General features: G+C 68.9%; 19 protein-coding genes and 1 pseudogene. 5 read left to right on the forward strand and 15 right to left on the reverse strand.

Features of this window, described 5'->3' with window-relative positions; genetic code table 11:
* The 3 genes and pseudogenes from Q0A33_RS01465 to Q0A33_RS01475 all read right to left on the reverse strand — a co-directional run.
* Window positions 1–298: pseudogene (locus tag Q0A33_RS01465) on the reverse strand (SLC13 family permease); the annotation flags it as partial.
* Between the two features lie 139 nt (window positions 299–437).
* The gene (locus Q0A33_RS01470; protein ID WP_291792059.1) at window positions 438–1,223 is read right to left on the reverse strand and encodes an alpha/beta fold hydrolase; all 786 of its coding nucleotides are present in this window, start codon (window positions 1,221–1,223) and stop codon (window positions 438–440) included.
* A 125-nt stretch (window positions 1,224–1,348) separates the two neighbouring features.
* On the reverse strand, window positions 1,349–1,978 hold the full coding sequence (locus Q0A33_RS01475) for a thymidine kinase (RefSeq protein WP_291792060.1): 630 nt from the start codon (window positions 1,976–1,978) through the stop codon (window positions 1,349–1,351).
* A gap of 239 nt (window positions 1,979–2,217) precedes the next feature.
* On the opposite strand from Q0A33_RS01475, the gene Q0A33_RS01480 reads away from it, so the two are divergent.
* Entirely contained in the window at window positions 2,218–4,434 is a 2,217-nt protein-coding gene (locus Q0A33_RS01480) for an NADP-dependent isocitrate dehydrogenase (RefSeq protein ID WP_291792062.1), read from the forward strand.
* Window positions 4,435–4,706: 272 nt separating this feature from the next.
* A complete protein-coding gene (locus Q0A33_RS01485; protein WP_291792064.1) occupies window positions 4,707–5,255 on the forward strand; it encodes a lipopolysaccharide assembly protein LapA domain-containing protein in 549 nt (182 codons plus the stop codon).
* An 82-nt stretch (window positions 5,256–5,337) separates the two neighbouring features.
* Here Q0A33_RS01485 and Q0A33_RS01490 read toward each other — a convergent pair whose 3' ends face one another.
* From Q0A33_RS01490 to Q0A33_RS01505, 4 genes are read right to left on the reverse strand one after another with little or no spacing between them, the layout of a single operon-like run.
* On the reverse strand, window positions 5,338–6,024 hold the full coding sequence (locus Q0A33_RS01490; protein WP_291792066.1) for a class II aldolase/adducin family protein: 687 nt from the start codon (window positions 6,022–6,024) through the stop codon (window positions 5,338–5,340).
* The gene (locus tag Q0A33_RS01495) at window positions 6,021–6,923 is read right to left on the reverse strand and encodes a purine-nucleoside phosphorylase (RefSeq protein ID WP_363316516.1); all 903 of its coding nucleotides are present in this window, start codon (window positions 6,921–6,923) and stop codon (window positions 6,021–6,023) included. Before Q0A33_RS01495 ends, Q0A33_RS01490 begins: the two co-directional genes overlap by 4 nt.
* Window positions 6,920–8,263, reverse strand: a complete 1,344-nt coding sequence (locus Q0A33_RS01500) for a nucleoside transporter C-terminal domain-containing protein (RefSeq protein WP_291792068.1) — start codon at window positions 8,261–8,263, stop codon at window positions 6,920–6,922. The genes Q0A33_RS01495 and Q0A33_RS01500 overlap by 4 nt, the downstream gene beginning before the upstream one ends.
* Window positions 8,263–9,372 carry a s-methyl-5-thioribose-1-phosphate isomerase gene (locus tag Q0A33_RS01505; protein ID WP_291792070.1) on the reverse strand — a complete coding sequence of 370 codons (1,110 nt, stop codon included), beginning with the start codon at window positions 9,370–9,372 and terminating at the stop codon, window positions 8,263–8,265. The genes Q0A33_RS01500 and Q0A33_RS01505 overlap by 1 nt, the downstream gene beginning before the upstream one ends.
* Before the next feature lie 138 nt (window positions 9,373–9,510).
* Here Q0A33_RS01505 and Q0A33_RS01510 point away from each other — a divergent pair, with 138 nt between their 5' ends.
* Both Q0A33_RS01510 and zupT read left to right on the forward strand, forming a co-directional pair.
* The gene (locus Q0A33_RS01510) at window positions 9,511–10,242 is read left to right on the forward strand and encodes a GntR family transcriptional regulator (protein WP_291792072.1); all 732 of its coding nucleotides are present in this window, start codon (window positions 9,511–9,513) and stop codon (window positions 10,240–10,242) included.
* 77 nt (window positions 10,243–10,319) lie between these two features.
* Window positions 10,320–11,192: a zinc transporter ZupT gene (gene zupT / locus Q0A33_RS01515; RefSeq protein WP_291792075.1), complete on the forward strand. Its 873-nt coding sequence runs from the start codon at window positions 10,320–10,322 to the stop codon at window positions 11,190–11,192.
* Window positions 11,193–11,237: 45 nt separating this feature from the next.
* Here the strand turns inward: zupT and solA are convergent, their stop codons facing one another.
* From solA to Q0A33_RS01555, 8 genes are all read right to left on the reverse strand, one after another.
* Window positions 11,238–12,362 (reverse strand): N-methyl-L-tryptophan oxidase, encoded by a 1,125-nt coding sequence (gene solA, locus Q0A33_RS01520; protein ID WP_291792077.1) that lies wholly within the window; start codon window positions 12,360–12,362, stop codon window positions 11,238–11,240.
* Window positions 12,363–12,386: 24 nt separating this feature from the next.
* Window positions 12,387–13,352, reverse strand: a complete 966-nt coding sequence (locus Q0A33_RS01525) for an NAD(P)-dependent oxidoreductase (protein ID WP_291792079.1) — start codon at window positions 13,350–13,352, stop codon at window positions 12,387–12,389.
* Window positions 13,349–14,728 (reverse strand): FAD-dependent oxidoreductase, encoded by a 1,380-nt coding sequence (locus Q0A33_RS01530; protein WP_291792081.1) that lies wholly within the window; start codon window positions 14,726–14,728, stop codon window positions 13,349–13,351. Before Q0A33_RS01530 ends, Q0A33_RS01525 begins: the two co-directional genes overlap by 4 nt.
* Window positions 14,725–15,861 (reverse strand): ABC transporter ATP-binding protein, encoded by a 1,137-nt coding sequence (locus Q0A33_RS01535; protein ID WP_291792085.1) that lies wholly within the window; start codon window positions 15,859–15,861, stop codon window positions 14,725–14,727. Before Q0A33_RS01535 ends, Q0A33_RS01530 begins: the two co-directional genes overlap by 4 nt.
* Window positions 15,858–16,616: an ABC transporter permease gene (locus Q0A33_RS01540; RefSeq protein ID WP_291792088.1), complete on the reverse strand. Its 759-nt coding sequence runs from the start codon at window positions 16,614–16,616 to the stop codon at window positions 15,858–15,860. Before Q0A33_RS01540 ends, Q0A33_RS01535 begins: the two co-directional genes overlap by 4 nt.
* 83 nt (window positions 16,617–16,699) lie before the next feature.
* Entirely contained in the window at window positions 16,700–17,545 is an 846-nt protein-coding gene (locus Q0A33_RS01545; protein ID WP_291792091.1) for an ABC transporter permease, read from the reverse strand.
* Between the two features lie 37 nt (window positions 17,546–17,582).
* Entirely contained in the window at window positions 17,583–18,695 is a 1,113-nt protein-coding gene (locus Q0A33_RS01550) for an ABC transporter substrate-binding protein (protein WP_291792094.1), read from the reverse strand.
* Window positions 18,692–19,249, reverse strand: coding sequence for an XRE family transcriptional regulator (locus Q0A33_RS01555; protein WP_291792098.1), 558 nt, complete (start codon window positions 19,247–19,249; stop codon window positions 18,692–18,694). The genes Q0A33_RS01550 and Q0A33_RS01555 overlap by 4 nt, the downstream gene beginning before the upstream one ends.
* Before the next feature lie 329 nt (window positions 19,250–19,578).
* Between Q0A33_RS01555 and Q0A33_RS01560 the strand changes: the two genes are divergently transcribed.
* Window positions 19,579–20,466: an SAM-dependent methyltransferase gene (locus tag Q0A33_RS01560; RefSeq protein WP_291792101.1), complete on the forward strand. Its 888-nt coding sequence runs from the start codon at window positions 19,579–19,581 to the stop codon at window positions 20,464–20,466.
* Window positions 20,467–20,565 lie beyond the last annotated feature (99 nt).

Consider the following 20,565-nt stretch of genomic DNA (forward strand, 5'->3'; position numbering starts at 1 on the left):
GGATCGGGATGGCCTCCGTCATCCACCACGCCGCCATGAGAACGGCAGTGGCGGCGGTGACCCTCGCCTCGTTCGCCACCTCCCCGGGCATGAGGAGGTAGACGATGCCCGCCAGCACCAGCCCCAGGACGAAGCCGCCCCGGCGGACGCGCACGGTGTGCCTGGGCAGCGCGGGCTCCCTCTCGCCCGGTGACCGGTGGTCGATCTCCGTCGAGCCGTCCCTGGACTCCAGCACCTGACCGGAACTCGCCGCCGTGCGCATCGCCGGATCGCTCTGCGCCGTACCGTTCTGGTCCATGACTCTGCCTCCCTGCAGACTCATGTCCCGGAACCCGGCGGGGCGGAGATCGTCCGCACGCCCGCCGCGGTCCGAGACTCTCATCGTGTCCTCAGGATCCTCCCACAGAACAGGGACAGCCGGGCAACGGCCCCTGTGGTTAGCGCCGCTTCTGCGCGGCGCGGGAGAGGAAGGCGGCCAGCGCCTCGGCGACGATCTCCGGATGCTCGACGATGGGCAGGTGCGCGGAGTCCGGCACCACCGTGAACTCGCTGCCCTCGACCTGCGCGGACAGCTCGCGCATGCTCTCCGGGGTGTTGCCCATGTCCTGCGAGCCGGCGAGGAAGAGCACCGGGACGGAGATGTCCGCGACCTCCCCGGTGAGGTCGTAGTCCGCGAGCGCGCGGCAGCAGTCGATGTAGGCCTCGGGGTCCGTCTCCGCGAGCTGCTCGAGCACGATCGCGCCCGCCGCCTGGTCCTCGTCGAGGAAGCCTGCGGCGAACCAGCGGTCCGCGGTCTCCGGCACCGTGGGTCGCAGGGAGCCCAGGGCGCGCACGTTCTCGATCCGCTCGTTCCACCGCTCCGGTCCGCCGAAGCTCGCCCCGGTGCACAGCGCGCCCACACCCACCAGGCGTTCGGGGGCGCGCAGCGCCAGGGTCAGGGCGACGGCGCCGGAGATCGAGATCCCCGCGAAGCTGAACGTCTCCGCGCCCAGTTCGTCCGCGATCTCGAGGATGCCCTGGGCGATGCGCTCCACGCTCACGTCGTCGAGGCGCTTCCCGCGGCCGTGGCCGGGCAGGTCCGCCAGCACCACGCGGTAGTCGTCGGCGAGGAAGTAGGCGGCCCCGGCCCACTGGGAGGCATGCGTCCCCAGGGAGGGCCCGAGGATGAGAAGGGGTGCGGTGGGATCTGCATCGTTGACCACGGAGTAGGCGAGTGCGGACATGGGTGTGCCCCTTTCGGCGAAGCTGCGGGTGGGGAGACGGTTGCCCCACCAGACTAGCGTCCGGGCAGGTCCGTGCGCCCGAGGCCGCGGCCTCGGGCGCGGAGGCGCGGACCGGCTGCCCGAGGTCAGAGCAGACGGCCGCCGGACTCCCGGAGGTAGCACGTGGGGCAGAGCGATTCGTAGGTGACGTCCATGCCGTCGATGGCCACCTGGTCGCCGTCGAACACGAACTGCCCGCCCAGCCGCCTGCCGTTGAACATGGCCTTGCGCCCGCAGCGGCAGATGGTCTTGAGCTCCTCCAGCGTGTGCGCGATCTCCAGCAGGCGGCCGGAGCCGGGGAAGGCGTGCGTGCGGAAGTCCGTGCGGATGCCGTAGGCCATGACCGGCACGTCCCGGTCCACAGCGATGCGCATGAGGCCGTCCACCTGCTCCGGCGTGAGGAACTGGGCCTCGTCGATGAGGAGGCAGCTGACCGGCTGGCCTGGATCCTCGAGCGTCTCGATGAGCGCCGTGTGATCCGTGCGGCTGGCGGCATCGTCGAAGAGGGTCTCCACCCGGGCATCGTGGTCGATGAGGAAGTCGACCGTCCGCGCCACGCCCAGCCGGGAGAGGATCCGGTCGTCGCCCTTCGTGTCCACGCGGGGCTTGGCCAGCAGGACGCGCTGTGCGCGCTCCTCGTAGTTGAAGGCCGCCTGGAGCAGAGCCGTCGACTTGCCGGAATTCATCGCGCCGTAGCGGAAGTACAGCTTCGCCATGTCTCTCCCCGTCTCTCCCCGTCTCTCCCCGTTCGCACTCCGCGCCGTTGGTGCTCCGGGCCGTTCGTGCTCCGCGCCGTTGGTGCTCCGCGCCCCCTGCGCGTCGATCCCGCGCGTCGATCCCGCCGGGCCCGTTGCATGGTAGCCGGTGTGCGGGACGAACCTCATATGGAGCACTTCTGAGTACGCAGATAGAATCAAATGGCAAACCCCTTGATCGATACGGAGAATCCCGCTCAATGGCAAAGATCATGTACACGCGCACGGACGAGGCTCCGCTGCTCGCGACGTACTCCCTCAAGCCCATCGTCGAAGCGTTCGCCCGCAAGGCAGGCGTCGAGGTCGAGACCCGCGACATCTCCCTCGCCGGTCGCATCATCGCTCTGTTCCCGGAGCGTCTGACCGAGGAGCAGAGGATCGAGGACGCGCTCTCCGAGCTCGGTGCGCTGGCCAAGACCCCGGACGCCAACATCATCAAGCTCCCCAACATCTCCGCATCGGTCCCGCAGCTCAAGGCCGCCGTCGCAGAGCTGCAGTCGCAGGGCTACGACGTGCCGGACTACCCGGAGGACCCGCAGACGGAGGAGGAGAAGGACGTCCGCGCCCGCTACGACACCGTCAAGGGCTCCGCCGTGAACCCGGTGCTGCGTGAGGGCAACTCGGACCGCCGTGCGCCCAAGGCCGTCAAGGAGTTCGCCAAGGCGTTCCCGCACTCGATGGGCGACTGGGCACCGGACTCCAAGACCCGGGTGGCGACGATGGGCGAGAACGACTTCGCCTCCAACGAGCAGTCCGTCATCTCCCCGGCCGACGACACCTTCACGGTGCGCTTCACCCCGGCGAGCGGCGAGGCCCGCGTGCTCAAGACCTTCCCGGTGCTCGCCGGCGAGGTCGTCGACGCCACCTTCATGAACGCCGCCGCGCTGGACGCCTTCCTCGCGGACCAGATCGCCGCCGCCAAGGAAGACGGTGTGCTCTTCTCCGTCCACCTCAAGGCGACCATGATGAAGGTCTCCGACCCGGTGCTGTTCGGCCACGTGGTCCGTGCGTTCTTCCCGGCCGTCTTCGAGAAGTACGGCGAGCCGCTCGCCGCGGCCGGTCTCTCCCCCCACGACGGCCTCGGTGCCATCCTCGCCGGCCTGGACTCGCTCGACGCGGACACCGCCGCCGCGGTGAAGGCGGAGATCGACGCCGGCCTGGAGAACGGCCCCGCACTGGCGATGGTGAACTCCCACAAGGGCATCACCAACCTCCATGTGCCCTCCGACGTGATCGTCGACGCCTCCATGCCCGCGATGATCCGCGGCGGCGGCAAGATGTGGAACGCCGATGACAAGGAGCAGGACACCCTCGCGGTGATCCCGGATTCCTCCTACGCCGGCGTCTTCCAGGCCGTCATCGACGACTGCAAGGCCAACGGCAAGTTCGATCCCTCCGTCATGGGCTCCGTGCCCAACGTGGGCCTCATGGCGCAGAAGGCGGAGGAGTACGGCAGCCACGACAAGACGTTCGTGCTCGATGCGGACGGCACCGTCGAGGTGCTCAACGGCGCCGGCGAGGCCGTCATGAGCCACAGCGTGTCCGCCGGTGACATCTGGCGCGCGTGCCAGGCCAAGGACGTCCCGATCCGCGACTGGGTCCGCCTGGCCGTGGAGCGTGCGCGCCTCTCGGACACCCCCGCCGTGTTCTGGCTCGATCCCGCCCGTGCGCACGACGCGAACCTCATCACCAAGGTGGAGCAGTACCTGGGCGACCACGACACGGAGGGCCTGGACATCCGGATCATGTCCCCCGTCGAGGCCACGAAGTTCTCCGTCGAGCGGATCCGGCGCGGTGAGGACACCATCTCCGTCACCGGCAACGTGCTCCGCGACTACAACACGGATCTCTTCCCCATCCTCGAGCTGGGCACCAGCGCGAAGATGCTGTCCGTCGTCCCGCTCATCGCCGGCGGCGGCCTGTTCGAGACGGGAGCGGGCGGCTCCGCCCCCAAGCACGTCCAGCAGCTGGTGGAGGAGAACCACCTCCGCTGGGACTCCCTGGGAGAGTTCTTCGCCATCGCGGAGTCGTTCCGCCACTTCCAGAACAAGGAGGGCAACGACCGCGCCGGCGTGCTCGCCTCCACCCTGGACGATGCGACCGGCACCTTCCTGCGGGAGAACAAGTCGCCCTCGCGCAAGGTGAACGAGATCGACAACCGCGGCAGCCACTTCTACCTCGCCCTGTACTGGGCGGAGGAGCTGGCGAAGCAGACCGAGGACGCGGACCTCGCGGCCTCGATCAAGCCGGTCGCGGAGGCTCTGCGCGCCAACGAGGAGAAGATCGCCGCAGAGCTGCTCGAGGTGCAGGGCTCCCCCGTGGACCTGGGCGGCTACTACAACCCGGCCGACGACAAGGCGGATGCCGTCATGCGGCCGTCCGCCACGCTCAACGAGATCATCGCGTCTCTGAGCTGAGCCGTCACCGCGGCGCTGCGGCGCCCGGCTGAGCCCGGTGCTGCCGCTCCCAACCGGGTTGCGCAGTCACCCGGCCGAGCCGAGCCGCCCGGCGAAAGCTCGTGTGATCAGTCTCCCCTGCCATATCTGCGGATGTGGCTGGGGAGACTGATCATTTTCTTTTCGGCGGAAACCAGTGGAGCTCTGCGTTACGGGACAGAGCTTCGCGTTGCGGGACAGAACGAGGCAGAAGATCCCTGCTCACAGACCCGGCCCGGCACTAGACTGTCCGCATGAGCACCTCAGGAGACCCCAGGGACCCCGCACAGCCCACGGGAAACCTCAGCGATGAGCTTCCCGCTGAGCTCTTCGAGCCCGAGGCCGGACAGCCCGGAGCGGAGGCAGAGGCGCCCGCGCGCCTCTCCCCGCACTCGCGTGAGCGCGAGGCCGCGCAGCCGAGAACGCCCGGCCCGCAGAAGGGCGGCTCCAGCGAGCCCAGTCCGCAGAAGGGCACACACTCGCCTGCTCGTCCCGCCGCCGGCGAGAAGAAGTCCCGCACCCCTGATCGCGGCGTCCCCGCTGCGAAGAGCGGCCTGTCCGGCGGCGCCTGGGCCTCGCTCATCGCAGGCACGGTCGTCCTCGTCCTGCTGCTGATCTTCATCATCCAGAACAACACCACGACCGGCTTCCAGTACTTCGGCTGGCACTTCGAACTCCCGCTGGGCGTCGCCATGCTGCTCGCAGCGATCGCCGGCGTGCTGGTCGCAGGGATCATCGGCACCGTCCGCATCTTCGTCCTGCAGCGCAAGCTCAAGCGCATCGAACGCGCCGTCGAACGCTGAGACCAGGCCGCTCTGCGCGGCCCCGTGCACATTCACGTGCACCTTCCGGACTGTGTGCAGCCGCGGGCAGGCGCCAGCCGCCTCAGGCGTGGTGGAGGTCCGCCAGCGCCTCGGCGGGGAAGGCCGTCTCCGTGTCGCCCAGCAGCAGTGCCCGGTAGCTCGCCACAGCGGCCTCCTCGAGGTTCAGCGCACGCCGGTGGGCCATCTCGATGCTCTCCCCCAGCGCGGCGCAGCCGTGATGGCTGAGGATGAGGCAGTTGTGCTGAGCGGCGATGGCCGCCGCCTCCTCCGCCAGCGCGTCAGAGCCGTTGGGGTGATAGGCCACCGTCCCGACGGAGCGCACGTACGCCGCATGGTCGAGGGTCATCATCCGCACCTCGTGCCCCAGGGCATCGAGCAGCACCGCATACTGCGGATGCACGTGGACCACCGCGTTCACATCCGGCCGCACGCTGTAGATGCGCTGGTGGAGCTTCCACTCGCTCGAGGGCCGCACCTGGTTCCCGGACGCATCCGGCGAACATGGCGCCGCCGCTGTCTCACCCGCGAGCGTCATCGTGCAGAACTGCTCCGGCCCCAGCTCATCGAGGTGCGACCCGGCAGCCGTGATCACGAACGTCCCTGCATCCCCCGGCAGCCGGGCGGAGAGGTTCCCGCCGCTGGCCAGCGCGAGTCCTCGCGCCACGGCGGAGCGGCCCACCTCGGCCAGAGCAGAGAGGACCTCTGCGGGCGGGGAGGCGAGGCCGGGAACAGGCACCGGATCCGTCACGGGAGCCTCCGCAGCACGCCACGGAGCGTCTCCACCAGCTGCGCGCCGGTGCGCGCCACGTTGTCGGCGACCTCCTGCGCGGTGATCGGCTCGCTGCTGACGCCCGAGGCCATGTTGCCGATGCACGCCATGCCGAGCACGTTCATGCCCAGGTAGCGGGCCACGATGACCTCCGGCACCGTCGACATGCCGACTGCATCCGCCCCGCCGGCACGCATCATGCGGATCTCCGCCGGCGTCTCGAGGGAGGGTCCGCACACCCAGGCGTAGACGCCCTCCTGAACCGGCAGTCCGGCCTCGGCCGCCGCCGTACGGGCGAGCTCGCGCAGGTGGGGCGAGTACACGTCGACCATCTCCGGGAAGCGCGGACCCACCGTGGGATCGTTGGGCCCGCGGAGCGGGTTGAGCACGGGGTAGTTGATGTGATCGCTGATGATCATCACCTCACCCGGCGAGTAGCTCTCGTTGATCGCACCGCTGGCGTTCGTCACGAACAGCTCGCTCACGCCCAGCGCACCGAGGACGCGCACGGGGAACGTCACGGCGTCCAGGTCGTGGCCCTCGTAGTAGTGCAGGCGGCCGGACATGAGGACGACCTCCCGCCCCTCCAGCCGGCCGATCACGAGCTCCCCGGAGTGGAGCTCCACGGTGGTGGCGGCCAGGTGCGGGATCTCCGTGTAGGGGATCCGCACCTGGTCCTCGACCATGTCCGCGAGGTGCCCGAGGCCGCTGCCCAGGACGATGCCGATCTCCGGGCGGGCGGCGGTGACGGTGAGGATGTGGTCGCGTGCCTCGGCGACGCGTGCGGAGATGTCCCTGGCTGCTTCTTCCTGGTCGTGGTGTGCTGCGGGTGTCGATGTGCGCGGAGGACGTGCGGGCGGTCCGGCGGAGAGGCTCAGAAGAACATCCCCACGATGGCGGCGCTGAGCATGGAGGCGAGCATGCCCGCGAACACGCTCTTGAGCGCCAGCCTCGCCACTTCCTTCTTACGGCCCGGCGCCAGGCTTCCCAGGACCCCGATGAGCGATCCCATCGAGCCGAGGTTGGCGAAGCCGCACAGCGCGAAGCTCACGACGGCGACGGTCTTCGCGGAGAGCGCACCCGCGGCCTCGGAGAGGCTCGTGAAGGCGATGAACTCCGTGAGGATGAACTTCTCGCCGATGAAGGACCCCGCCTGCACGGCCTCCGCCCAGGGGACGCCGAGGGCGAAGGCGAGCGGGCTCAGCACGAACCCGAGGATCTCCTGGAGCGAGGTCTCGACGCCGAACAGGCCGCCCACCGCTGCGATCGCACCGTTGACGACGGCGATCAGCGCCACGAAGGCCAGCAGGATCGCGCCCACCGTGAGTGCGAGGGTGAGGCCGGTGCGGGCGCCGGTCGCGGCGGCGTCGATGAGGTTCGCCTCGCGCTCCTCCTCCGGCTCCGCCGGCTGTGCATCCCCGTCGCCGGAGGAGGCGGCCTCCTGCCCCGCAGCGGCCTCGGCAGCGTCCTCCCCCGAGGCGCCCTCTGCGGCATCTGCAGCCCCGGTGGTCCCGTCGCTCCGTGCGGCACTCACCAGGACGGCCGCGTCGGAGGTCTCCTCCACCTCCGGGTAGAAGGTCTTGGCGATCACGATGCCTGCAGGCGCCGCCATGAACATCGCCGCGAGGACGTACTCGGCCGGGATGCCCAGGGCGATGTACGCCGCCAGCATGGTGCCCGCGACGGAGGCGAGGCCGCCCACCATGACGGTGAAGAGCTCGGACCTGCTCATCCGTGCGAGGTAGGGCTTGACCGTGAGCGGCGCCTCGGTGTGGCCGACGAAGATGTTGCTCGCGGCGGAGATGGACTCCGCACGGCTCGTGCCCATGATCCGCCGGATGCCGCCGCCGATGTAGCGGGTCACCACCTGCATGATCCCCAGGTGATAGAGGACGGCGATGAGGGAGGCGAAGAAGATGATCTGCGGCAGGACGTCGAAGGCGACGACGAAGGTGATGCCGGACTCCTCCGTGTAGAGACCGCCGAACACGAAGTCGATCCCCTCGCGGGCGAAGTCCATGAGGGCGCTCACGCCGTTCGAGACGGCCTCCAGCACGGCGGCACCCCAGCCCGTGCCCATGACGAGGAAGGCGAACACGAACATGAGCCCGAGCCCGGTGAGGATCGGCCGCAGCCGGATGCGCCGCTTGTCTTTCGAGAACAGGAACGCGATGCCGAGCACCACGACGATGCCGAGGAGCCCTCGGAGGACGCTCATCACATCCATGAGCGCTCACCCGCATTCAGGGTCAGATCGGCGGCCGGCGCGGAGGCGTAGGAGCGGAGGTCGCGCGGGGCGAACCGTCCCCTGTCCGTGGCGATCGCACTGATGAACCGAGGCGGGGTGACGTCGAAGGCCGGGTAGATGCCCACGGCCCTCTCCGAGGCCGTGCGCTGCCCGCTCAGGAACAGGACCTCGTCGCCGTCGCGGTCCTCCAGCGGTACGCTCGCCGCGTCCGGAGCGTGCTCGTCCGGGGCCTGCACGAGGGCCGTGTAAGGGACGTCGAAGGCGTGGGCGGCGAGCGCGAGCTGGAGCGTGCCGATCTTGTTGACGACGTGGCCGTCCATGGTCACGCGGTCCGCGGCCGTGATGAGGGCGGAGATGTCGCCGCGGCTCATGAGGTGCGCCGGCATGCCGTCGGTCACCACGGAGACCTCGACGCCCATCTCCGCGAGCGATTCGGCCGTGAGCCGCGCTCCCTGCAGGTAGGGGCGGGTCTCGGTGCAGATCATGGAGATCCGCTTGCCCGCACGCAGACAGGCGGCGACCGTCTCCGTCACGTAGGACTCTCCCCAGCAGTGGGTGAGCACCGTGTCGCCGTCGCTGAGCAGCGCCGCCGCGTGCTCCCCCAGACGGCGGCTCCGCTGCAGGTACCGGTCGCCCACGGCGCGGGCCGCTTCCTCGACGACCGGGACCAGGGCGTCCCCACTCTCCAGCGGCGCGGCGGCGGCCTCCAGGATGGCCGACACCGCCTCGCGGATGCCGTTGTTCGTCGGGCGGGTCGCTCGCAGCCGGCGCGCGGCCTCGGCGAGCACGGCTTCGCGCGATGCCTCCCGCGCGCCGCTGTCTGCTGCGCGGGCCGCGAGCACCATCCCGCCCGCCGCGGCGAACAGTGGTCCGCTGCTCTGCGTCACCATCTCCTCGATGGCGACCGCGACCTCCTCGACGGTGCGGCACGTCACCCAGGTGCGTGAGAACGGGAAGCGGCGGCGGTCCAGGATCCGCACCGCATCGGGATCGACGAGCACGCTGTCGCGGATGAGGCTGGGGGTCGGCACATCTGTGGGCATCGCAGGGGTCCCAATCGGCAGGAGGTCAGACTTCATGACTCAGTTGTCTGACATCTGAGCATCAGACCTGGGTATAGTCCTTCAGCATGCGGGTGAATGTCAACAGTGCGGCGTCACCGAGGACGCTGACCTGCGAGGACGGCACGGTGCCACCGCACGGAGAGGAGGGGACACATGGGTGAGAGCTCCCGCCGGGCGTCCCGTTCGCTGCCGGCCAGGATCGCAGAGGAGGTCGAGACGCGGATCTCTTCCGGCCAGTGGCCTCCCGGTTCGCGCCTCCCCTCGGAGCCCGCGCTCGCGGAGGAGTTCGACGTGAGCCGAGCCACCGTGCGCTCGGCGCTGCGCAGCCTCGCGGCGGCCGGGGTCGTGCGCACCAGGCACGGCAACGGCACGTTCGTGTCCGAGCACGGCGGGGCGATCCGTGCGAGCCTGCAGTCCCTGCGCTCCACGAGCGGACTCATCCGTGCACAGGGCCACGAGTTCGAGATCGTCTACGGGACGAGGAGGCTGCGTGCCGCGACCGAGGCCGAGGCCTCGCACCTCCGCCGCTCGTCCCTGCCCGCCGTGCTGGAGTACGAGCGCGCATTCGTGGGCGGCACCTCCGCACTCGCCTATGAATCCGGGGTGCTCGCCGCTGATCTGCTGCCGGCGGGCACGGATCCGGGAGCGCTCACCGGCTCGATCTTCGAGTTCCTGGAACCGCTGGGGGCGCTGCCCGACCAGTCCGTCACCCACGTTCGCTCCACCTACGACCCCGGCCTCGCGTGGGGCCGAGGCGCGCCCGAGGTCCCGCTGTACCTCACGCTGGAGCAGGTGCAGTTCCTGCCCGACGGCACGGCCGTCAGCTGGTCGACCACGCACTTCGTCCAGGACCACTTCGACTTCACGCTCATCCGCTCCGCCTGAGCCCTCGCCGCGGACGTTCTCTCATCTGCGCAAGCGTTGACTTGTGCCGGCACGGGCCACCGGCATATCCATGACAGATGACTCCGCTCCTCGCCCTGCTGCTCAGCCTGGCGGCCGGTCTGGCCACCGCTGTGGGCGGCCTCGTGTCCGTGCTGGGCGGCGGCACGTCCCGCCGGTTCCTCGCCGGCGCGCTGGGGTTCTCCGCGGGAGTCATGCTCTGCGTCTCCGTCGTGGAACTGGTCCCCGAGGCGGCGGCGGACCTCTCGCACTCCGGCCACAGCCCTGGTTGGGCCGTGTTCGCCCTGATCGTGGGCGCGGCGACGGTTCTGCTCGTCAGCCAGGTGAGCCGGCTCAGGAAGCGGCCCGCGGCTTCCGCCACCACTGCGGCGAGCGCGGCTCCGACAGCGGCGAGCGCGACTGCGGCTGGCGCGACTGCGGCGGAGGCCTCGGCCGGCCGGCCTCCAGAGGGTCCGGCACCCGCAGACCAGGAGCAGCGCGCGCTGCTCCTCCGCACGGGGATGCTCACGGCCGTTGCCATCACGGTGCACAACTTCCCGGAGGGCTTCGCCACGTTCCTCGCCGCACTGGGCGACCCCCGCGCCGCCCTCCCCGTCGTGGCGGCGATCGCTCTCCACAACATTCCGGAGGGCATCGCCGTGGCGGTGCCCCTCTACCACGCCACCGGCTCCCGGGCACGGGCGTTCCTGCTCAGCGCGGCCTCGGGCCTGGCCGAACCGGCCGGCGCACTGGTCGGATGGCTGCTGCTCGCCCCTCTCCTCACCCCCGCCGTCATGAGCGGGGTCCTCGCCGGGGTCGCCGGCGTGATGATCATGATCTGTGTGAAGGAGCTGATCCCCGCGGCATTCGCGCAGAGGCACCCTGCCGTCGCGGTGGTGGGCATGCTCGCCGGAGCCGCGGTCATGCAGATCAGCCTCATGCTGTTGAACTGAGCGACACCCCGTCTCCCGCGCGCGCCCTGCCGCCGCGGGAGACGGTCACCACGACACGCCGTCGTTCGCCGTCTCCAGGAACGAGATGTCCACGGAGGGCCGGTCTCCGAGCGCAAGCTCCGCAGCGAGCTCGCCGATCGCCGGACTCATCTTGAAGCCGTGACCGGAGAAGCCGGACGCCACGATGATGTTCGGCTGCCCGGGTGCCGGAGCGAGCCATTCGTGGCGGCTCGCGGTGTACGACTCGTAGTAGAAGTCCGTGCGGTACGGCTCCGGGTCCACCACCGGAAGATAGCGGCGGACTCTCTCCCGGAAGGCCGCCATCGCTTCCTCCTCGACGACACGGGGGCCGTCCTCCGGCCGTTCGACCCGGGGGTGGAAGCCGAACCCCAGACCCAGCTTGACGCCGTATCCGTCCGATGTGGGGAGCGCATAGCAGTAGGTGGGGTTGGTCCGGATGAGCGGGTGGACGCCTTCGAGTGCGTTCGCCGTCTTCCCCGCGAACCACGCGGACATCAGCTGATGGCTGCGCAGCTGTCCGCTGAGCTGGGGAACCACGTGCTGTGTCCAAGCGCCGGCAGTGACGACGACCCGGTCGAAGGCCTCCGCACCCCGCGCAGAGGTGACTTCCACATGGCTCCCCCGATCCTCGACCGAGGTGACCGGGGTGTGGGTGCGCAGTTCGCAGCCGGCCTGCACGGCCTGTGTCGCAGCCGCCTTGACGGTGAGCTCCGGACGGATCACTCCTCCGCCCCTGTCGAATATGACGGCGTCCTCGGCGTCGAAGGCATGTGCGGGAAACCTCCTACGGGCGTCGTGGACATCGAGGACCTCGGCGCCGGGCTCCGCCTCGGCGGCGGCGAGCGCTCGGCGCGTCTCCTCGGCTTCCGCGTGGCCCGCGATGACGGCGCCGGTGATGTCACGGAGCTTCCAGCCCGACTGCGCCTCCAGGCTGAGCCAGAGCTCACTCGCACGCCGTACGAGAGGTGTGTACCGGAGATCCTCGAGTTCGATGTTCCGGTAGAGCCGGGTCTCACCTCCTGCCGCTCCGTACGGGTGCCCGGGCGCGTACTTCTCGAAGGCCACGACGCGATGCCCGCGGCTCGCCAGCCTCCAGGCGGCCTGCGCACCCATCGTCCCCGCGCCGATCACCGCGAACCTGCTGCTCATCTGTGGTCCTCTCCCGCGATCTCGTCAGTGCTCCGCCGTGTCCACGACGTTCCGCAGCCTCTCTCCGCGCCGGAAGCGCTCGAGGTTGCCGAGGAACAGCTCAGTGAACCGGGCGTGGCGCGAGTGCGTGTCACCGGACATGTGCGGACTGATGACCACGTTCCGCCTCTCGAACAGAGGGTGTTCCGGCGGCAGCGGCTCGGGCGATGTCACGTCCAGGATCGCGGCCGACCCCGGACGGGCCTCCATCGCCGCCGCCAGCGCCAGGTTGTCCACGGTGTCTCCCCGCCCCACGTTGACGAACACCGTCTCCTCGGCGAGAGCGGAGAGCAGCTCCTCGCCGAGGAGCCCGCGTGTCGTCTCCGTCGCCGGCAGGACCGCGACCACGACGGAGTACTCACCCAGCGTGCCCCGGAGCTCGTCGACGGTGAGGACCCTGTCGAACTCGCCCGAGGCCGCGCCCACGGTGCGTCGCACTCCGTCGACCCGCGGCACACCCATCGCCCTGAGCTTCCGCGCGATCGCCGTTCCGATGCTTCCCGCGCCGATCACCACGGCGGCCAGTTCGTCATTGCCCTTCAGCGTGCGGTAGTTCGTCCTCCGCTCACGCGTGTCGAGGACGGAGGTGAGCAGACCCTTGGACCAGAGGAGGACAGCCCCCTGGACGAACTCCGCGATCGCCTCGTCCAGCACCCCGCGTGCATTGGTGAGGACGACGTCGGAGGCGCGCAGCGCGGGAGTGACGATGTGATCGACGCCTGCCATGTTGATGTGCACCCATCGGAGCGCCGGCGCATCCTCCAGCAGTGCATCGATCGCGTTCCAGTACCCGGCCCTGACGAATACGACCTCGGTGCCCGGATCGATGCTCCGGGCAGTGTCCGGCCTCAGCGTCTGGACGTGGTGGACGGCGGCGTACCGGTCCAGTTCCGGAGAACGCACCCCATCGGTCCGGTCGATCACACAGATCCTCGGGGACGACTGCGTCATCGGCCCGCCACCTTGTCCGCGACCGTGCCGAAGAGGGAGGTCGCCGGCCCGCCGCGCCGCCTCTCCGCGTCGTCCGCGAGCGAATAGAGCGTCTGGACGGCCCGGGTGCCGATCCAGCGCAGAGGCTCCGGCTCCCAGTTCCGCGGAGCCTTCCGGATCCAGGCGGGGTTCGGCTGCTCAGCTGGTCCACCCGCCAGGAGGCCTGCTGTCGCGCGGCCGGCGACGAATGCGGCGGTGACTCCCTGTCCCGCATATCCCCCTGCTCGCACCGTGCGGCGGTTGTGGTCGACATCGATGAACGGCGACCAGTCCCGCGGCACACCCAGCACACCGCGCCATGCGTGTTCGAAAGCCATCGGGACGGAGGGGAAGAGCCCTCTCAGGGTCTGCATGAGCTGTTCGGCAGTGGCGCTGTCCAGCTCGCCGTTGTCGTCCGTCCTGGAGTTCCAGAAGTACGGCCGGCCGCGCCCTCCCAGGGCGATCCGGCCGTCGGAGGTGCGCTGGGAGTAGAAGTAGACGTGCTGCGCGCCGGAGACGCATTCGTAGCCGTTCCAGCCGATCTCCTCCCACTGTGCAGGGGTGAGGGGCTGCGTCACGACCATCGAGGAGATCATGGGCAGGATCGAACGCTTGAGCCCCGGCAGCGCGGGTGTGTACCCCTCGACGGCCACCACCACGTTCCGGGCGTGGACATGTCCGCGGGAGGTCCTGCAGTCACCGTCGCGAATGGACTCCACGCGCGTGTTCTCGAGGATCTCCACCCCCGCGTCCTCGCAGAGTTCGGCGAGTGCGTAGACGAGCTTCGCCGGATTGCAGCTGGCTGCGAACGGGCTGAACATCGCGCCGGTGACCCCGGGCGAGCGGAACCGCTCAGCGGCCTCCTCCGCCCCGAGGAGGACCACCTCGTCCGGTGTCAGCCCCCATTCCCTGTCCGCCTCCACATGGCGCCGCAGGCGCTCACGCTCACTCTCGCTCCGCGCGACCTGCATCCACCCGCCGCGGTGAGCGTCGATCTCCTTGCCCTCCGCCGCCATGAGGTCGACGATCTCGCCCACCGCCCGGTGGCACTCGCGCTCCATCGCAAGCAGATCGCCGTGATCCACCGAGCTCGAGAGGAGGTTCCTCCTCACCCCTACCGTCTTCCCGCTGATCCACCCGCCGTTGCGACCCGACGCCCCGAAGCCCACATACTCCTGTTCGAGCACGGCCACTCGCAGGGACGGATCCATCTGTGTGAGCCAGTAGGCCGTCCAGAGGCCGGTGTACCCTGCACCGACGACGGCGATGTCGCAGTGGAGGTCGCCTTCGAGCCGTGGCCGCTGCTTCGCCAGCCCCCGGGTCGAATCGAGCCAGAAGGACCCGTTCCCGGTCTTCACCTTCGCACCTCTGCAATCTCCTCATCGGCATCGCCTGCCGCCGCCTCGTGACCGGGCAGGATCGTCGCGTTCTGCGGTGACCAGCTGAGACGGACGCAGTCACCCACTTCCACGGGTGGCGCATCCCCCGAACTCATGCGCACCACACCGCCGCCCCGGGCGCCATCGGCCAGATCGACGCTGAACTTCACGGAATGGCCCATGTACACGATGTCCTTCACCACTGCGCTCACCGAAGGGACGCCGTCTCCGGACACCGCCTCGGGGGGACCGAGCGTCACGTTCTCCGGTCGGATCATGGCCTCCGCCGGTCCGCTCACGCGCGCCTGCACCGGCCACGACGTCTCTCCCGCTTCGAACTCCGCCCTGCCCTCGACCATCTGCACCGCGCCGCTCACGTGGATGGATTCGCCCAGGAACCGCGAGACGAAGTCGTTGGCAGGGCTGCGGTAGAGCTCCGACGGCGTGCCGATCTGCTGGACCCTCCCCTCGCTGAAGACGACGATCCGATCCGAGAGGGCGAGCGCCTCGTCCTGGTCGTGCGTCACGTAGATCACCGTCGTCCCCAGTTCGCGGTGGATCTTCCGGATCTCACCCTGCAGGCTTTCGCGCAGCGCTCTGTCGAGCGCGCTCAGCGGCTCGTCCATGAGGAGCAGCGGCGGATCGTAGGCGATGGCCCTCGCGAGAGCCACTCTCTGCCGCTGCCCCCCGGAGAGCTGCGCCGGCATGCGCTCCCGAAACCCTGAGAGCGAGACCGTCTCCAGTGCGCGGCTGACGGCCTCCGCCCTCTCCGGCTTGCTGAAGCCGTGCTGCTTCAACGGGTACTCGACGTTCTTCTCCACGGACATGTGCGGGAACAGCGCGTATCCCTGGAACACCATGCCGATGTTCCTGCGATGGATCGGTATGGAGGTGACGTCGACCCCGTCGATGCTGATCGTCCCGCTCGACGGATCGTCGAACCCGGCGATCATGTTGAGCGTCGTCGTCTTCCCGGAACCACTGGGGCCCAGGAGGGAGACGAACTCGCCGGCCCGCACCTCGAGCGAGACGTCCTGCGCCGCGGTCACGGGACCGTAGTGCTTGCTGATCGAGTCGAGGCTGAGGGACGCGCCCTTGCTTGATGACGTCATTTCTGATTCCTCCTGAGCCGCTGCGAGATGATTCCGCCGACTGCGGCAGCGGTGGTGGTGAGCATGATGAGAGTCGCCGCGGCGGCGAGGGTGGGGTCCACCTCGCGCTGCATGCCCGAGTACATGCGGACCGGGAGCGTCTGCAGGTAGGGGCTCGAGATGAACATCGAGACGATCACTTCGTCGAAGGAGGTGATGAAGGCGAAGAATGCGCCCGAGAGGATGCCGGGGAGCAGTGCGGGGATGGTGACGGTCAGGAACGCCCGCGTCTTGTTCGCGCCGCAGATCCAGGCCGCCTGCTCCAGCTGCCGGTCGAAGGAGGCGAGCACGGACCCCACCGTGACGACGACGTAGGGAAGCGCGAGGACGGTGTGCGCGATGAGGAAGCCGGGCAGTGTGCCGACGAGCCCCAGGCGCAGGAACAGCCCGTAGAGCCCCACGCCGAAGATCACGGCGGGGATCACCATGGGAGCGATCAGCAGGTTCTTGCCCAGGTTCTCCCTGATTCCGGGAACCTTCGCGAGCCCGTATGCCGCCAGCGTCCCCAGCACCGTCGCCAGCACGGCCACGAGGATCGCGATCTGCACGGAGTTGAGCAGACCTCCCACCCATTGGCTGTCGGTGAAGAAGTTCGCGTACCACTGCAGCGAGAAGCCCTTGGGCGGGAACGAGAGCGATCTCTGGTCGTTGAAGCTGAGCGGGATCACCACGAGGGTCGGCGCGACGAGCCACACGCCGATGAAGAAGCAGACCACCCACAGGGTGATGCGGCTTCCGCTGCGCCGCGCCTTCCGCGGGCGAACCTGCCTGCTGGACGCTGCAGTGCTCCGGGGGCTGCTCACAGTCCTGCACCTCCGATCCTTCCGATCCTGACGCCGCAGGCCTTCGCGATGAGGAAGAAGAGGAGGAAGACCACTCCCACCAGCGCGAGCAGGGCAACGGCCAGCGCACCCCCGCGACCCCATTCGAGGAGTTCCATGACCTGCGAGAACAGCGCGTTGGGAACAAGCTGCTCACGGGGCGAACCCAGCAGGGCCGGCGTGACGTAGAACCCGAGGGACAGGATGAATACGATGAGCGAGCCCGCGAACACCCCGGGGAGAGACAGCGGAAGGTAGACATTCACGAAGGCCTTCCACCTGGGCGCTCCCATCACCTGAGCAGCCAGCGGAAGGCGCATGTCGATCCCGACCATCGTGGAGAACATCGGCAGCACCATGAACGGCATGAGGACCTGGCACATGCCGATGAGCACTGCGGTGTTGGTGCCGAGGATGCTCACGGCCGGGAGGCCGATGCCTTCCAGAATGCTGTTGAGCAGACCGTTGCGCTGCAGGATGATGATCCATGCGAATGCGCGCACCATCATGGAGGTCCAGAACGGCAGCAGGACGACGACCATCAGCAGGCCGCGGAGGCTGCTGGAGGTGGTGGCCATGAGGTAGGCGTACGGATAGGCCAGGATCGCGGTGATCAGGGTCGCGGCCAATGCGGTGTAGATCGTGCGAAGCAGGATCGCCCGCGTGGATTCGCTCTGCACGAGCCATTCGTAGTTCTCGAGCAGAGAGTCCGCGTCCGTGAAGCTTCTGGAGATGATGACGGCCACCGGGACGAAGAACGCGACGGCGATCAGGGCGAGAGCCGGCCACGCCAGCACCTGCGACTTCGATTCCTCCGTCTTCATGCCCACCCCCTTTGCAGTCTCACGAGCAGTGGAATGCTCAGTTGCTGGTCCAGTCGCCCCATACCTCGCTCAGCTCATCCAGGTTCTCGCCCCAGTAGTCGCCGTTCTGGGGGATCGTCTGGTCGAGGATCTCCGGCTGTGAGACGTCGAACTCCTTCGCGCTCTCGGAGAACTGAGGTTTCGCGTCCACATTCACCGGCGAATAGCTGGTGAGTTCGGCCATCTTCGCCTGCTGCTCGGCGCCCAGCGCATAGTTGATGTATGCATACGCAGCCAGCCGGTTGGGTGCTCCCTTGGGGATGGAGAACGTGTCGCTGGCGAGGAATCCCTGCTTCCACACGGGCTGGAAATTGGCTCCGTTCTCATTGGCCTCGAAGATCCTGCCGCTCCACCCGAAGATCATGTCGACCTCCCCGGACTGCACCTGCTGCGTCTGTTCCGCACCGGTCTGCCAGAAGACCGCATCGTCCTTGATCTCGTCGTACTTCGACATCGCCCGGTCCGTGTCCAGCGGATAGAGGGAGTCCGGTTCGACGCCGTCGGCGAGCAGCGCAGCCTCGTAGGTCCCGGCGGTGGGAGTCGGCCTGCCGTCCAGGCCACGCTTTCCCGGGAACGCCTCGGTGTCGAAGAAGTCGGCCCAGGATTCGGGCGGATTGTCTCCGTATTTGTCCGCGTTGTAGAAGAGGCCGTAGACGTATGCCTGGGAGGGGAGGTAACAGTCTCCCTGCACCGATCCCTCCGGCAGCTTGCTGGTGTCGATGAGGCTGAGGTCGAGCTCCTCGAAGAGAGTGCCGCAGTTGGCTCCGTTCATCGTCGGACTCGCATTCACGACATCCCACGAGACGTTGCCGGATTCGACCTGAGCCTTCACCTTCGCCACGTCCGTCGGACCGTCCGAGAGAACCTCCGCACCGCTGACCTCGGAGAAGGGAGCGGAGAAGGCCTCGTCCTGCCCGCTCTGGTACTCCCCGCCCCAGGAGACGAAGGTCATCGTGGTCCCTTCCAGGACCCCCTCGGCCACTTCTCCCGCCACCGGATCCGCGACGTCCTCCTCGCTGAGCGAAGAGTCGGCGCTGCCGCCGCCCTGCATACAGCCTGCGAGTACGAGGGGCGCTGCCATGCACGCAGCGACGCATGCCCTGATCTTCATGATCCGTTCCTCTTCACTTGATGATTCTTGATGATGAGAAGTGCGCTGCACCTGTCGGGCCCAGCGTTGTACACGGTGTTCACGTGCTCGGAGGAGAAGTCGATGCTGTCACCGGGGCGCAGGACGTGGACGCTTCCCTCGAGTTCGACGCCCAGATACCCCGACTGGCAGAACCAGAGCTCGGTCCGATCCCACGCGAGCGCCTCGCGGACCCCGGTGCTCGACTCCGGAGGGAACTCGAAGAGACAGACGTCGACGTCGACCATCTCCTCCCTGGTCACCACCCACTTGTCCACGCCGTTGTAGTCGAGGAACCGGTAGCTGTCCTTGCGCACGGTCCTGCCCAGCGGGGCCGGCGGTGCGAAGAGCTGTCCGACTGTGGTGCCGAGCGCCTGGCAGATCCGATTGAGCGTGCTGAAGGTGACATCGCTGCTGGACCGCTCCAGCTGCGAGATGAACGAGGTGCTGACGTTCGCATCACGTGCGAGCTCAGCCTGGGTCAGCCCCGCACGCTTCCGCAGCTTCTTCACCGCCTCCGCCAGCTCGGTGTCCACACTGGAAGGCGACGACAGTGGAACTTCACCTGCCGCGTCTGTCACTTCCACGCCTCTTACCCTTGCCATGCAGCTGCCCTTCAGTCCTGTGGTGTACATCACCATAGAACCGCGTGATGTGATTCACAAGAGCGTCACTGGAATCAACTGAAGTGTTACTGCGAGTTAACACATCCGGCTCCGCACGAGGCCCGGACAGCAAACCTGGGCAGGCGGTCCGAGTGCCCCTGTGTGCGATACCGTGACCCAGCACCGGCCCGCACCGGAGGCAGAGAGGCCGCGGGCAGAAACGAGGAACTCATGCACCTTCCCGCGACAGCACCCCGCCGATGACCCGCCGTGCGGGCTCACCTCCGGAGGCCGAGGACCTTGCCTCCGTCCTCCGGGCAGCCGGGTGCGTGTTCGCCGAGGAGGAGGCCGCGATCCTGCTCCAGGCGGCACGAAGCCCGGAACACCTCGCGCGGATGACAGCGCAGAGGACAGAGGGCGCGCCGCTCGAGCACGTCGTGGGTGAGGTCGAATTCGCCGGCCTGCGGCTGTCCGTGGGACCCGGCGCCTTCGTCCCGCGTCAGCGCACGCGGCTGCTCGCGGAGGCCGCAGTCGCTGCGCTCACATCCTCCGGTGCAGCCGGGCTCGTAGGCGTGGAGGCGTACTGCGGCGTGGCACCTGTGGCCGCCTACGTACGCGCGCGCCTCCCCCGTGTCCGGGTCCACGCGATCGACGACGACCCCGTTCCCCTCGCCCATGCCCGCAGGAACCTCGGGGACGGCGGGCAGGTTCCGGCAGACGAAGAAGCGGCACGCCGGGCGGACGTGCATCGCGGCAACGTGCTCACAGGGCTGCCGCGCGAGCTCCACGGCCGTGTGGACGTGATCGCGGCGGTGCCGCCCTACGTGCCGGACGCTAAGGCGCCCCTGCTCCCCCGCGAGGCCCGTGAGGGCGAGCCCTCCGCCGCCCTGCTGGGCGGACGTGACGGCCTCGGTCCGATGCGCGCCCTCACCCGCGCAGCTCCGTCATGGCTGGCACCGCGCGGACGACTGCTGGTCGAGATGCACACGCCGCAGGCGGCGACGGCGGCACGGTGGGCGGAGCGGCACGGCTGGTCGGCCTCGACGCTCGACGGCGACGACGGGCAGACCTCCGTGCTGTCCCTGACGCGGGTGCCGCGCCTCGGTCCGGCCTCGGGCACGCCTCGTCCCCTCACTGCGAGGGAGTGATCCGCTCCAGATACTCCTCGATCTCACGCGCCACCGCCCGGCCCGCCCGGTTCGCCCCGATCGTCGAGGCGCTGGGCCCGTATCCCGGCAGCTGCAGAC

It is taken from the genome of Brevibacterium sp. (genome assembly GCF_022712115.1).
In the GTDB taxonomy this organism is placed as follows: domain Bacteria; phylum Actinomycetota; class Actinomycetes; order Actinomycetales; family Brevibacteriaceae; genus Brevibacterium; species Brevibacterium salitolerans.